Raw genomic sequence first — 13,817 nt, 5'->3', positions numbered from 1 at the left:
CCAGCAGCTACAGCTCCACCACCACGTAGTCGCTCTCGACCTTCACGGGTATCGTCTCCGCCACATATGGTCCCTTCACCACGCTTGCGCCCGGCTCGACATGGGCCGGATAGGCCTTCACGCGGAAACGGCGAGGGTCGCAATAGGATTGGCCGGTGCGGATGTCGAACTCCCAGCCGTGCCAGGGACAGCGGATGATCTCACCCAATTTGGTGTATTCGATCTCGCCCGGATCCTTTGACTGCGCGAGACCGATCAGCGGGCCCTCGCACAAGGCCGCACCCTGATGCGGGCAGCGGTTCATCAGACCGAAATACTCGCCCTTGATGTTGAAGACCGCGATCGGCCGTCCGTCGATCTCCAGAAATTTTCGCGTGCCGGGCGGCAATTCATCGACCGCGGCGACCACATGCCGCGCCATCAAGCAATCCCGTACAGCGTCTTGGCATTGCCGAGATAGAACGCATCGCGATCGGCTTCGCTGACGCCCGCCGGCAGCACACGCGACGGCTCGTCATAATCCCAATGCGGGTAGTCGGTCGCGAACAACAGCCGGTCCCAGCCGATCCATTTGATGACGTCGAACAGATCCTCGCGTCTTTCAGGGTCTTCCATCGGCTGCGTAGTCCACCACACCTGCTCGCGGATATATTCGGACGGCGGCCGCTTGACGTGCGGCACTTCGCTGCGCAACCGCTGCCAGACCTTGTCGAGCCGCCACGCCAGCGACGGCGCCCAGCCGAACCCGGCCTCGATCATCACCATCTTCAGTTTCGGGAAACGCTCGAACACGCCTTCCAGCACGAGGCTCGCCAGCGCGGATTGCTGGCACTGCGAGTGGCCGACCATCTCCTCGATGTAATAGGACGGCCAGCCTGATGGCGTGATCGGATTACCGCCAAAGCCGAAGGCATGGACGCCGACCGGAAGCCCCGCCTCTTCCGCGGCCTGATAGATCGGCCAATAGCGGCGCTGGCCAAGCGGCTCGACATTGCGGCTCAGCAGCAGCACCTGCACGAAGTTCTTGTCGCCGGCGCGCTCGCGAATCTCCGCAGCAGCCGACAGCCCGTCCTCATTGCCCACGACAATGGACGCCTTCAGCCGCTTGTCCTTGCTGGTCCATTTGTCGATCTGCCAGTCGTTGATCGCCGAACACAGCGCCGCCGAGAGTTCGTGATTGCGGATGCCCTGCCCGGTGTTGAGCGGATTGAGCACACCGAGCTGCACGTTGTTGGGATCGAGCAGCTGTTTCTGCATGAAGGAGAGCGAAGAGCCCTGCGGGCCGCCTTCGGGCGGATAAGCATCGCGGCGCGAGGCGTTGGGCTGGGCCTTCGGGTAGGGCGGGCCTTCCATCATGCCCTGATAGGCATGGACGCCGTAGACCTCGAGATGATGCTGCCAGCGTTTGGCGAGGTAGGGATAAAGCTCGGTCCGCGTAGCGCGTGCCGGATGGATGTCGCAGTCCGCAATTGCGGTCTTCGTCGTCAAGGGGGAAGCGGCTTCTTGGCTCTCGCGGAACTGGATATTCATCGCCTTGCCTCCTTTGGCAGCGGGCTCATTTCAGGCGGGGATAGGTGGCATGCGGATTGTCGATCATGATCTTGCGCACGAGATCGGGGGTGAGACCCTCGGGCAGCGCGTCCTGGCCGTCGAACTGCCAGTGCGGATAGTCCGTGGAGAATAGGACCAATTCGTCGGACTGCATATGATCAAACAGGCGAATTAATGTCGCCTCGTCCGGCGGCGCATCAAATGGCTGTAATGAGAAGCGGATGTTGCTGCGCACAATGTCCAGCGGGGCGCGATCGACCCAGGGCGTTTCCATCCGCACCCCACGCCAGAATTTGTGCAGGCGCCAGAGATAGGGCGAGATCCAGGAGACGCCTGACTCCAGCATCACCATCTTCAGCCGCGGATATTTTGCGAACACGCCCTCAACGATCAGGCTGGTGAGCTGGGTCTGGAACGCCTGGGCCTGACCGACATAGTCCTCGATGTGATAGGAACCCCAACCGACCGCGGTCGGCGGATTGTGATAGGCGGAACCGGCATGGATGCCGACCGGCAGGTCGAGCCGCTCCGCGGCTTCATAGATCGGCCACAGCGCGCGCTTGCCGAGCGGGGTGTCCCCCATGACCAGCATCAGCACCTGCACGAAGCGCTTGTCCTCTGCACAACGCTCGATCTCGGCGACTGATTTCTCGACGCTTTCCGTCGGGATCACGATCGAGCCGCGCAATCTGGAGTCGCGATCGAGCCATTCCCTGGCGAGCCATTCATTCAGCGCGCGGCAGAAGGCAGCCTGCATGTCCTCGGAGAACACCATTTGCACGCCGTAAATCGGATTGCAGATGGCGTGTTTGAGCTGGAAGGGATCGAGCACATGCCGCTGCATGTCCTCGAGGCTCTCGCCCGGCTTGCCGGTCTCGGGACGCCAATCGGGTCGCGCCACGATCGGCGAGTTCTTCGGATAGGATTGCGAGACAAGGTCGACCATGCCGCGCGTCGTCACCTGGTCGCGCCAATAGTCGTTCAGGTAGGGCAGCAGGCTGGTCAGATGCGGCACGGCCGGATGCACATCGCAATCCACCCCGCCGGCGATCAGGGACGCCATGACGTCTCCCTTCTCACGTTTCCTCGTCGTCTTGTCGCGGGCGGCGCTTGGCCGCCTCGCCTTCCATTCAAGCAGGCCTGCCCCTCGCCCGCAACTCGGCCAATGCCGCTGTCATATGCTAGGAAGGCTGAGCTCGGTTGCGAGGGAACAAGGGGTGAGGGATGAAAGAGCTCGTCGGCATTGCCGAACAGGTTGCAGCGAAACTGATCGCGCGCCAACAAACCATTGCAGTTGCAGAATCCTCGGCCGGCGGCCTGATCGCAGCAAGCCTGCTCGCGGTGCCCGGAGCTTCGGCCTATTTCCTCGGCGGCGCAGTGGTCTACACCCGCGACGCCAGACGCGTATTGATGGATATTTCGGACGAAGGAATGAAAGGCTTCCGCTCATCCTCGGAGCCCTACGCAAAGCTGCTCGCCGAGCAGATGCGCGGCCGCTTCGGCTCCGACTGGGGCCTGTCCGAGACCGGCGCAGCCGGCCCGAGCGGCAACCGCTACGGCGATGCCGCCGGCCACAGCTGCATGGCGGTCACAGGGCCCGCGACGGAGGTGGTGACGCTGGAGACGGGCAGCAGTGATCGCTTCGCCAACATGCAGGTGTTTGCGGCGACGGCGCTGAAGTTGCTGTTAGGGAAACTCGAGGGATGAGCTGGCTCCTGCTGCTCTCGTGAATCGGGACGCTATCGCAATATATTCTCTGTCATGCCCCGCGAAAGCGGGGCGATGACGGCAGAATAGGACGCGATAGCTACCGCCCCAAATGCCGCACAAAAATCCGCACCACATAACCCTTGAACCGCGGCGCCTCATCATAAAGATCTGACGCGATCCGCTCGATGGTTTCGCGCAAAGACAAGAACTGCGCTTGCCGGGCGCTGCTCTCGGTGCCTTGCATGCCCGCGAGTTCGTCCATTGCAGCGTCGCTGATCTGGCAGTCCACAACGTCACCGTCATTCAGCATGGTGAAGCGAAAGGCCAGACGTTCGATGTCGTGGCCGATGATCCTGTCGCGCAAAAGCGGCATGCAACTGTCCCGTTCGCCCCCCGAACGGGACAATGCTGAAATTCGCGCAACTTGTCACCCCGCAGATGGCGTGCATCTCATAGCCGGCCGTCCCGGCCTGCTTCAGTACGCGAGAGCTGTTCCAGTGGGCTTGTTCAATGCCGTGGCCAGCGACTTGTATTCATCGCAATCCGTACCGCAAATGGCCGCGATCCGGCTGAGATGAAACATCGCTTGCTCGCGATTGCCCTGCTCGAGCTGCCATAGACCATAATACTGCCAGGTCAGCACGTGGTTCGGATCGATCGTCAGCGCATGCTCGTACCAGACCTGCGATTGCTTGTAGTCGCCAAGCTTGCGGTAGGAGTAACCGATCAGGTTCGCGACATTCGCATTGTCGTCGTGGCCAAGTGACTTCAACTGCGCGATCGCGGCGGGGTAGTCGTTGCGCTCGTATATGGTGTCGTAGGCCACGCGGTAGCCTGCGGCAAAAGCCGGATCATCGATGCTCGACTGGTTGTTGGCCTTCTTGCCCTTTTGGGTGGCTTTGGTGCCGGTGCGCGCGGGATAGGTCGGGGCCGGCGTACTCTGGCTGGAAGAGGGGTGGGCGAAGGGATCCATGCCGCCTCCGCCACCACCGCCGCCTCCACCACCGCCGCCGCCACCTCCGCCTGCGGCCCAGACAGGCGCAGATCCGGCTGCGACAACGAACGCCGCAAGATACGCGCCGCGAACGGCAAGCCTGATGATCGGACTGACCATTGAGGTCTCCTGATGTCTGCTCGAACACGCCCCGGACGAGATGATAACCCTGCTTCGGCAGGGATATTCCCGCGACACGAAGGCGAGCACATCAGCGGCTCGGCACGACAGGCGTGCTGCCGTTGTTCGGGCAGAGCTGCCCGGCTTTACTGGAACGCGACCTCGGCAAAGCTGCGAAGCTTGCGCGAATGCAGCCGCTCCGATTCCTGCTGCTTGAGCCGTTCGAGCGCCTTCAGGCCGATCTCGAGATGCTGGCCGACACGGGCACGGTAGAATTCGCTGGCCATGCCGGCGAGCTTGATCTCGCCGTGCAGCGGCTTGTCGGAGACGCAGAGCAGCGTGCCGTAAGGCACGCGGAAGCGATAACCGTTGGCGGCGATCGCGGCCGATTCCATATCGAGCGCGACCGCGCGCGATTGCGACAGGCGGCGAATGACCTCGGACCCGGAGATCTCCCAATTGCGGTTGTCGACGCTGGCGACGGTGCCGGTACGCATCAGGCGCTTGAGTTCAAAGCCCTCGAGCCCCGTGACGTCCTCAACCGCTTGCTCGAGCGCGACCTGCATCTCGGCCAGTGCCGGGATAGGCACCCACAGCGGCAGCTCGCGATCGAGCACATGGTCCTCGCGCACATAGCCGTGCGCGAGCACATAGTCGCCAAGCCGTTGCGTGTTGCGCAAGCCCGCGCAGTGCCCGAGCATCAGCCAGGCATGAGGCCGCAGCACCGCGACGTGATCGGTGACGTTGCGCGCATTGGACGGACCGGTGCCGATATTGATCAGCGTGATGCCGCGACAATCAGGCGCGACCAGATGAAAGGCCGGCATATTCGGTGTACGCGCAGGCGCGATCCCGGTCGTGCTTCCGTCGCCGCGCGTGATGACGTTGCCGGGTGCAACGAACGCGTCGAGCCCAGCTTCACCGGACTGGAGCCGCTGCTGGCACGCTTGCGCGAAGGCATCGACATAGAACTGGTAGTTCGTGAAAATCACGAAGTTCTGGAAATGCTCCGGGTCCGTGCCGGTGTAGTGGTAGAGCCGGCGCAGCGAGTAGTCGACGCGGGCGGCGCGGAACAGCGACAGCGGCTCGGGGGCGCCCGCCTGACGCTGGAACGTACCGTCGGCGATGGAATCGTCCATCGTGGCGAGATCAGGCACGTCGAACGCGTCGCGCAGCGATCGCGTGATCGGCGAATTCTCGCTGGTGGTGATGGCGGCTTCGATGTTGATGTCGCGGCGATAGGCGAAGTGGATCGGGATCGGCTCGGCGGATTCGCCAATCTCGACGGGTACGCCATGGTTCTGGATCAACAGGCCGATCTGTTCGGTGAGATAGGCCCGGAACAGATCCGGCCGCGTCACGCTGGTCTCGTGCACGCCGGGGCCGGCGACAAAGCCATAGGAGAGACGCGAGTCCAGTCGCGCATGCGTCGCAGTGGTGAGGCGGACGAAAGGATAATAGGCCCGCACCCGCGTCGTGATCGCCTCGCCGGAGACATAGACCTCGAACCGGTCACGCAGGAACTTTGTATTGCGCTCGTAGATCTCTTCGAGGCGAGCGACGGCCGCGGATGCATCGGAGAAGGATTTCGTGGCGATGGAGGGTGGAGATTGCATTGTTCGACCGGCGGGGTTGCTGGAGCTTGAGTCGAACTATAGCAAAGAAAAAAGTGCCGTAGGGTGGGTTAGCGCAGCGTAACCCACCACTTCTGCTTCCGCGGATAGAGTAGTGGTGGGTTACGCAGAGCGGTCTGCGCTTCGCGCAGTCCGCAGGGCTAAACCCACCCTACGAGACTGAGCTTGCCGCTCGATATCCCGGATGCGCGCTGAGCGCGCTCCGGGATGACGCGCTGCCGCGCGTCACTTCTCCCGGAAGGCCCGCATGAACTGGTCGTGCAGCGGCTTCAACAGGTAGGACAGCATGGTGCGGTCGCCGGTCTGCACAAACGCTTCCACCGGCATGCCAGGAATCAGCTTGGAATCACCGAGCTTGGCGACTTCCTCCGCCGACATCGAGACGCGGATGGTGTAGTAGCTCTGGCCCGTGCGCTGGTCGGTGGTGACGTCAGGCGAGACGCGGCTGACGACGCCGGTGAGCTCGGGCGTGGTGCGCTGGTTGAAGGCGGAGAGGCGCAGCAGCGTCTTCTGGCCGATCTGCAGCTTGTCGATGTCGACCGGATTGACCTTGGCCTCGACCTGAAGGTCGTCGGCCTGCGGCACGATCAGCATCAGGGTGTCGCCGGCGGTGACGACGCCGCCGACGGTGTGCACCGTGGATTGCAGCACCATGCCGTCCTGCGGGGCGCGAATGTCGACACGGCGAAGCTGGTCTTCGGCCGCGACCTTGCGCTCGATCAGCTCGCCGCTCTTGTCGTTGGTCTCGCGCAGATCCTTGGAGACCTCGCTCACCATGTCCTTGTCGACCTGGATGATCTGCAACTCGGTCTCGGTGATCTTGCCCTTGGCCTGCGCCCGCGAAGCGATGTATTGCGCGCGCTCGCCGTTGAGGCGGGCCGAATCGCGCTCGAGCGTGGTCAGGCGCGAAATCTGCACCAAGTGCTTGTCATAGAGATCGCGCACGCCGGTGAGCTCCTGCTGCACCAGCGCGATCTCCTTGTCCTTGGCTTTCTCCTGCGCGGAAAGACCCTCGATCTCCTCATTGAGCTGCTGGATGCGCTCGCGCAGCTGCGCCTTCTGACCGGCACGGCCGTTGACGCGGACGTCGAACAGCTTGGTCTCGGCAGAGAGCAACGCCTTGACGTCGGGATCGTCACCGCGGTCAAGCAATGATTGCGGAAACTCGATCTTGTCCAGACCGCGCTGCTCGGCCTGAAGCCGCGCCGCGCGCGCCAGCGCTGCGTCGAGGTTCTTGGTGACAATGGCCAGGTTCGCCTTGGTGACGGTGTCGTCGAGCCGCACCACGATGTCGCCGGCCTTGACCACGTCGCCGTCGCGGGCGCGCACCTCGCCGACGACGCCGCCGGTCGGATGCTGGACTTTCTTGACGTTGGATTCGACCACGATCTGGCCCGGCGCGATCAGCGCGCCCGAGATCAGCACCGTCGAGGCCCAGCCGCCGAGGCCGACGGCGAGGAACGCCACGATTCCGAGCCCGAGGAACAGGTGAAACCGGATCGATTCCCGTACGGTCTTCGTCGCGGCGGACTTGGTCCCGCCAACCGTCATCGTGCTCATGCTTTGGCCACTCCGCCTTCGCTGACGACCTTGATCGGCGCCGGCGGCGCGACGCGGGGCTGCAGCACCTGGGCGAGCACCTGCTCCTTCGGACCGAAGGCCTGCATGCGGCCATCGCGCAGCACCAGGATCTGGTCGACCGCCTCGACGCCGATCGGGCGATGTGCGACCACGACGACGATCGCACCGCGCTCGCGGGCGCTGCGGATCGCGCGGGTCAACGCTTCGTCACCTTCGGTGTCGAGATTGGAATTGGGTTCGTCCAGCACGATCAGGAACGGATTGCCATAGAGCGCGCGCGCCAGCGCCACGCGCTGGGCCTGGCCGGCGGAGAGCGAAGTGCCCTGCTCGCCGACCTGCGTGTTGTAGCCCTCGCGCATCTTGATGATCATCTCATGCACGCCGGCTTCCTTGGCCGCGGCGATGATGCCGTCGGAGGTCGCCTCGGGATCGAACCGGCTGATGTTCTGCGCGATGGTGCCGCCGAACAGTTCGACGTCCTGCGGCAAATAGCCGATGTAGCGGCCGAGCACGTCACTCGACCATTGGTCGAGCGCGGCGCCATCGAGCCGGACCTTGCCGCGGACCGGCTGCCAGACGCCGACCAGTGCTCGGATCAACGAGGACTTGCCGGAGCCGCTCGGCCCGATCACGCCGAGGCCGTTGCCGGCTTCGAGTGTAAAATTGACGTCCTGGACGATCAGGCGCTGGTCGCCCGGCGCCACCATGGCGACGCCTTCGACCGAGAGGCGACTGGTGGGCGCCTGCAACTGGGTCGGCATCGTCTGCGCCGGTATCTGGTCCAGGAGCCGGCTGAGGCGGTGCCAGCTCTGGCGGGCCGCGACGAAGGATTTCCAGTGCGCGATGGCGAGATCGACCGGCGCCAGCGCGCGGGCCGAGAGGATCGAGCCTGCGATGATGATGCCGGCGGTCGCCTCCTGGTGGATGACGAGCGTCGCGCCGACAGCGAGCACGGCCGATTGCAGCATCATGCGCAGCACTTTGGCGATCGCGCCGAGGCCGCCGGAGACATCGCTCGCACGCTGATTGCCGGCGAGGTATTTTTCGTTGGCCGCGCTCCAGCGCGCGTTGAGCCGGCCGGCCATGCCCATCGACACCAGCACCTCGGCGTTGCGGCGGCTGGACTGGGCGAGGTCGTTGCGCTGGGCGGCAAGGCCCATCGCCTCCTTCGCCGGCTGGCGGGACAGGAACTCGGTGACAAGCGTCAGGCCGACCAGGATGACGGCACCGACCAGCGCGGTCACGCCGATCCAGACGTGGAAGACGAAGCAGATGCCGAGATAGAGCGGCAGCCAGGGCAGGTCGAAGAAGGCGCTCGGGCCCATGCTGCCGAGGAAGGAGCGGACATTGTCGAGATCGCGCAGCGGCTGCAGCCCCTCGTTGCGATTGCCGACGAGGAGCGGGAGCCGCACGATGGTGTCGAACACACGCGCGTTCAGGGCTTCGTCGAGCGCGGTACCGACCCGTCCGAGGATGCGGCTGCGGATCATGTCGAGCACGCCTTGTGCCACATACAGGCCGCCGGCGAGGACGATCAGGCCGACCAGGGTCGGGATGCTGCGGCTCGGCAGCACCCGGTCGTAGACCTCCAGCATGAAGATCGATCCGGTCAGATAGAGCAGGTTGATCATGCAGCTCATGAAGCCGACGCCGACGAATGCAGTGCGGCAGGCACGCAGCGCGTCACCGAGCTCTGAACGGCGGAGGCCGGGAACGGCTGCCATCAGTCTGATCTCTTTCGGGTGAGGGGCAGACCCCCTGATTTAAAAGGCAAATCGAGGCGTACGCGCCGCGGATTAATATCGGGTTCTCCCCGCTTGCAATGCAATCAAATTCATCCGGACCTTGCCACATCTACTGCGGACAGCCCGATCCGCAAGTCCGGTATTTCACAGTCTTTGCGGCTTTTTCGAGTAAAGACAAGCGCCTCCCCCCAGGGCGCTGACGAGGCGCCGGGGAGAGGCACAAGGTTCCGATCGGTCGAACCGCTAGAGCCGGCCGCCGCCGCGGATCAGCCGGACCACCAGCAGCAGGATGATGGCGCCGATGGCGGAATAGATGATCTCCGAGACCAGCCCGACGCCAATATGGATGCCGAGCTTCGGGAACAGGAAGGTTGCGACGAACGCGCCGGCGATGCCGATCACGATATCGCCGATGATGCCGAACCCGGCGCCGCGCACGATCTTGCCAGCGAGCCAGCCGGCCACCAAGCCGACAAACAGGATGACGATGAGGCTTTGACCAGAAATGTACATAAGATGAAGTCCCTCTCCGTTAACGGGGCCATGGAACGGGAACCGGGATGAATGGGGTCTGAATGGTGTTCCCGGAGGGCCCTCGGATCCGCAATCGCGAAAACAACCCCATGCACAGTAGAAATGGCCGCAGCGGGATGGGCGCGGTGGATTGTGACAAGGGCGTGCCGGCGCAGGGTATTTTTGAGTTCAGACGTGCACCGGCTCGGCCAGCACGCACCGTGCCGCCCGGCCCGGGCCGACCTCGACGTTCGGCGGCAGCTGCTCCAGGCAGCGGGGCTGGGCCACGGCGCAGCGGGGGGCGAAGGAGCAGCCGTTCGGCTTTTCGGCGAGGGATGGCGGGGTGCCGGGGATGGTTTCGAGGCGGGCGCCGCGCTTGGCGCCCTGGATGGTCGAGGCGAGCAGGCCCCTGGCATAGGGGTGCACCGGGGTGCGGACGATGTCGCGCAAGGCGCCCTGCTCCACGATCTGGCCGGCATACATCACCGCGACGCGGTCGCAGATCTCGATCGCGACGCCAATGTCGTGGGTGACGAAGATGACGGACATGCCGAACTCGCGCTGCAGCTCGCGCAGCAGCAAGAGGATCTGGATCTGCACGGTGGCATCGAGCGCGGTGGTGGGCTCGTCCGCGAGCAGGATTTTCGGCCGGCATGCGAGCGCCAGCGCGATCATCGCGCGCTGGCGCATGCCGCCGGACATTTCGTGCGGATAGGCATCCAGCCGTCGCTTTGCCGAGGGGATGCGCACGATGTCGAGCATTTCGAGCGCCCGCGCGCGCCCTTCCGCATGAGACTTGCCTTCGTGCCGCACCACGCTTTCGGCGATCTGCGCGCCGATGGTGTAGACGGGGTCAAGCGCGAGCGCCGGCTCTTGAAAGATCATCGACACGGTCTGACCGCGAAACGACGACAGCTCCTCGTCGTTCATGGCGAGCACGTCGCGGCCCATCACATTGACAGCGCCCGAAATTTGCGTGCGCTTCTTCGGCAACAGCCGCATCAGCGCGCGCAGGGTCACGCTCTTGCCCGAACCGGACTCGCCGAGCAGGCCCAACACCTCGCCATCACCGAGCGAGAGATTGAGATCGTTCACGGCATAGACCGTGCGCTCGCCGGTGAAGCGGATGTTGAGGCCTGAAATCTCGACGAGCTTTGTCATGACGGCAGTTTTGGCAACCTCTCGTGATAATCGGTGACGCGCTGGAAGGCGGCGCCGATGGTCAGCAAAGTCGCTTCATCGAAGGAGCGGCCGATCAGCTGCATGCCGACAGGCAAGCCGCTTTTGGTAAACCCTGATGGTACGGTGAGCGACGGCAGGCCCAGAAAATTCACCGGGCGGGTGAACAGCGTCAGCCGCTGCAGCAGCGCCGGCGCGTTCGGTCCGCCGCCGACATCGCTCTCCTCGATCGTCGGCGCCGGGATGGGCGAGGCCGGCGCGATCACCGCGTCGACGCCGGCGGTCGCTGCATTGTGCGCAGCGAGGGCCGGGCCGCGCCAGCGCATCGCCTCGAGATAGGTGATGGCGGGTATGGCGAGGCCGTTCTGAAGCCGCATCAAGGTCTGCGGACCATAGTCCTGGGGACGCTCGATCATCCAGCGCTTGTGGAAGGCGGCGGCTTCCGCGGCGAGCACGAGCTGGCTCGCTGCCTGCAATTGCCGCTGGTCCGGCAGCTCCACCTTGACGATATCTGCGCCCTCGCGCTTGAGCACCGCGATGGTCTCGTCCAGCACGCGCGCGACCTCGCTGTCGAGATCGTCGACATAGAAGGACGCAGGGATGCCGATCTTGAGGCCCTTGAGCGAGCCCTTGGTCGCCGCGACGTAGTCCGAGAGCGGCTCTTGGCTCGTGGTCGAATCCTCGGGGTCGGGGCCAGCCATCAGCGCCAGCAGCAGCGCGCAGTCTTCCGCGGTGCGAGCGAGCGGGCCGACCGTGTCGAGCGATTGCGACAATGGCATCGCGCCGGCGCGGCTGACGCGACCGACCGTGGTCTTCAGCCCGGTGACACCGCAGAAATGCGCGGGCATACGGATCGAGCCGCCGGTGTCCGAGCCGAGCGCCGCAAAGGTCAGCCGAGCGGCCACCGCCGAACCGGAGCCCGAGGAGGACCCGCCGGTGATATGCGCGACATTCCAGGGATTGCGTACCGGGCCATAATGGGCGTTGTGCCCGGTCGGGCCATAGGCGAATTCGGCCAGATGCAGCGTGCCGAGCCTGACCTGGCCGGCATCCTTCAGCCGCTGCAACGCAGTCGACGTCACTGATGGCACGAAATCGCGGCGGATCAACGAGCCGCAGGTCGAGACCTTGCCGGCATCGTAATACATGTCCTTGTGCGCGAGCGGCACGCCATGCAGCGGGCCACGCACCTCGCCGTTCGCAAGCGCGGCGTCGGCGGCATCGGCTGCCTTCAGCGCGGCTTCTGATTCAATCGACATGAAGGCGTTGAGATGCGGCTGCCACTGCGCAATGCGGTGCAACAGCGCGCGCGTCACCTCATGCGAGGACACCTGCTTCATCGCGATCGCACGCGCGACCTCGGTGAGCGTCATCAGGGCAGGTTCACGGCTCATTTCGACACCTTCGCGGCTTGCGCAAGCGGATAGAGCGCGGGCTCGAGGTCGAACGGCAGCGTGCCGGCAATGGCGGCAAAGCCCTCGAAGGCCGGCCCGATGGAATTGGAGATGCGTGTCGCGATCTCCTCGTCGACAGGAACGCCGGCGACTTGCGCGGTCGCCTGGATTTCTTTCGTCGTCGGTCTCGTCATGCGGTTTCCTCTCCTGGCGCACGGCTATGGCCAGATCCCGGAATGGCCATATAGCACGCGGCTTCGTGGCCCATCTTATCGAGTGCCGTAAGCTTTGGTGTCGCATTTGCGCAGAGCGGCTCCGCAAACGGGCAACGGGTATGGAAGCGGCAGCCCGTGGGCGGATCGATCGGATTGGGCGGGTCGCCCGAGATCGGCGGCTTCTCGGTGCGCCTGTCAGGATCGGAGGACGGCATCGCTGCAAGCAGCGCGCGCGTATAGGGATGCCCGGGGCTGTCCCAGACCTGATCGACCGGGCCGAGTTCGACGACCTCGCCGAGATACATCACCAGCACGCGGTCCGAGATGTAGCGGACGACGTTGAGGTCGTGGCTGATGAAGAGATAGGTCAGCCCGAACTCGCGCTTCAGGTCGGCGAGCAGATTGAGCACCTGCGCCTCGACGGATTTGTCGAGCGCGGAGACGGCTTCGTCCAGGATCACCAGCCGCGGCGACAGCGCCAGCGCGCGTGCGATATTGACGCGCTGGCGCTGGCCGCCGGAGATTTCGTGCGGATAGCGGTTGGCGAAATTTGCAGGGACTAAACCCACCTTGCCGAGCAGCTCGCGCGCCAATGCGCGCGCCGCGCCATCAGCCATGCCGTGGACTTTCGGGCCAAACGCGATGGACTCTTCGATCGTCAGGCGCGGATTGAGCGAGGCGTAGGAGTCCTGGAACACCATCTGCATGCCGCGGCGCAATTCGCGCAAGGAGAGCGACTGCCCGACGGTCATGCCATCATAGATGATGTCGCCGTCATCGCGCGGCATCAGATGCATCAAGAGGCGCGCCGTGGTCGACTTGCCGCAGCCGGATTCACCGACGATGCCGACGGTCTCGCCCTTGGCGACAGAGAAGGAGACATTGTCCACGGCGCGCACGGTGCGCTTGGCGGCGAACAGTCCGCCACGGACGGGGAAGTGTTTTGTCAGCCCGTTGACCTGAAGCAGCGGCTGCGCGACGCCGCCGCGGTCCTCGACCGGCTCCAGCATGGCAATTGGTTCAGTTGTTGTCATCGCCACGATCTCCCACCTCTCCCCGTCGGGGAGAGGTCGGCGCTCAGCGCCGGGTGAGGGGGCGCGGCAAACTCGATAGAGCGTAACCCCTCACCCGGATTGCATCTTGCGATGCAATCCGACCTCTCCCATCGGGAGAGGTGTGGC

Annotated in this window: 14 protein-coding genes; 1 reads left to right on the top strand and 13 read right to left on the bottom strand. The window is 64.4% G+C overall.

Annotation, left to right across the window (positions count from 1 at the left end):
* Positions 1 to 7: 7 nt before the first annotated feature.
* Genes L6637_RS13145 through L6637_RS13135 form a run of 3 tightly spaced genes read right to left on the bottom strand, consistent with a single transcriptional unit; the run spans position 8 to position 2,614 of the window.
* Positions 8 to 421, bottom strand: coding sequence for a Rieske (2Fe-2S) protein (locus tag L6637_RS13145; protein ID WP_057746215.1), 414 nt, complete (start codon positions 419 to 421; stop codon positions 8 to 10).
* A complete protein-coding gene (locus L6637_RS13140; protein WP_237864029.1) occupies positions 421 to 1,530 on the bottom strand; it encodes an amidohydrolase family protein in 1,110 nt (369 codons plus the stop codon). Before L6637_RS13140 ends, L6637_RS13145 begins: the two co-directional genes overlap by 1 nt.
* 25 nt (positions 1,531 to 1,555) lie before the next feature.
* The gene (locus tag L6637_RS13135; protein WP_237870883.1) at positions 1,556 to 2,614 is read right to left on the bottom strand and encodes an amidohydrolase family protein; all 1,059 of its coding nucleotides are present in this window, start codon (positions 2,612 to 2,614) and stop codon (positions 1,556 to 1,558) included.
* Between the two features lie 161 nt (positions 2,615 to 2,775).
* On the opposite strand from L6637_RS13135, the gene L6637_RS13130 reads away from it, so the two are divergent.
* On the top strand, positions 2,776 to 3,258 hold the full coding sequence (locus L6637_RS13130) for a CinA family protein (protein ID WP_237870881.1): 483 nt from the start codon (positions 2,776 to 2,778) through the stop codon (positions 3,256 to 3,258).
* A 100-nt stretch (positions 3,259 to 3,358) separates the two neighbouring features.
* On the opposite strand, the gene L6637_RS13125 is transcribed toward L6637_RS13130, so the two are convergent.
* From L6637_RS13125 to L6637_RS13080, 10 genes are all read right to left on the bottom strand, one after another.
* Entirely contained in the window at positions 3,359 to 3,634 is a 276-nt protein-coding gene (locus L6637_RS13125) for a DUF1488 family protein (RefSeq protein WP_237864032.1), read from the bottom strand.
* 102 nt (positions 3,635 to 3,736) lie between these two features.
* Positions 3,737 to 4,375, bottom strand: a complete 639-nt coding sequence (locus L6637_RS13120) for a tetratricopeptide repeat protein (RefSeq protein ID WP_237870879.1) — start codon at positions 4,373 to 4,375, stop codon at positions 3,737 to 3,739.
* Positions 4,376 to 4,521: 146 nt separating this feature from the next.
* Positions 4,522 to 5,991, bottom strand: coding sequence for an AMP nucleosidase (locus tag L6637_RS13115; protein WP_237870877.1), 1,470 nt, complete (start codon positions 5,989 to 5,991; stop codon positions 4,522 to 4,524).
* 243 nt (positions 5,992 to 6,234) lie between these two features.
* Positions 6,235 to 7,569, bottom strand: a complete 1,335-nt coding sequence (locus L6637_RS13110; RefSeq protein ID WP_237870875.1) for an HlyD family type I secretion periplasmic adaptor subunit — start codon at positions 7,567 to 7,569, stop codon at positions 6,235 to 6,237.
* Complete coding sequence (locus L6637_RS13105; RefSeq protein WP_237870873.1) at positions 7,566 to 9,314, bottom strand: type I secretion system permease/ATPase; 1,749 nt, start codon at positions 9,312 to 9,314, stop codon at positions 7,566 to 7,568. The genes L6637_RS13110 and L6637_RS13105 overlap by 4 nt, the downstream gene beginning before the upstream one ends.
* Positions 9,315 to 9,578: 264 nt before the next feature.
* Entirely contained in the window at positions 9,579 to 9,848 is a 270-nt protein-coding gene (locus tag L6637_RS13100; protein WP_237864037.1) for a GlsB/YeaQ/YmgE family stress response membrane protein, read from the bottom strand.
* 189 nt (positions 9,849 to 10,037) lie between these two features.
* On the bottom strand, positions 10,038 to 11,009 hold the full coding sequence (locus L6637_RS13095) for an ABC transporter ATP-binding protein (RefSeq protein WP_237870871.1): 972 nt from the start codon (positions 11,007 to 11,009) through the stop codon (positions 10,038 to 10,040).
* The gene (locus L6637_RS13090; RefSeq protein ID WP_237870870.1) at positions 11,006 to 12,421 is read right to left on the bottom strand and encodes an amidase; all 1,416 of its coding nucleotides are present in this window, start codon (positions 12,419 to 12,421) and stop codon (positions 11,006 to 11,008) included. Before L6637_RS13090 ends, L6637_RS13095 begins: the two co-directional genes overlap by 4 nt.
* The gene (locus L6637_RS13085; RefSeq protein WP_194464777.1) at positions 12,418 to 12,615 is read right to left on the bottom strand and encodes a hypothetical protein; all 198 of its coding nucleotides are present in this window, start codon (positions 12,613 to 12,615) and stop codon (positions 12,418 to 12,420) included. The genes L6637_RS13090 and L6637_RS13085 overlap by 4 nt, the downstream gene beginning before the upstream one ends.
* Positions 12,612 to 13,670: an ABC transporter ATP-binding protein gene (locus tag L6637_RS13080; protein ID WP_237864040.1), complete on the bottom strand. Its 1,059-nt coding sequence runs from the start codon at positions 13,668 to 13,670 to the stop codon at positions 12,612 to 12,614. Before L6637_RS13080 ends, L6637_RS13085 begins: the two co-directional genes overlap by 4 nt.
* Positions 13,671 to 13,817 lie beyond the last annotated feature (147 nt).

The sequence above is a fragment of the Bradyrhizobium zhengyangense genome (assembly GCF_022012435.1).
Classification (GTDB): Bacteria; Pseudomonadota; Alphaproteobacteria; order Rhizobiales; family Xanthobacteraceae; genus Bradyrhizobium; species Bradyrhizobium zhengyangense.
Note: the sequence above shows the minus strand (reverse complement) of the source record. Positions and strands in the feature narration are given on the sequence as shown.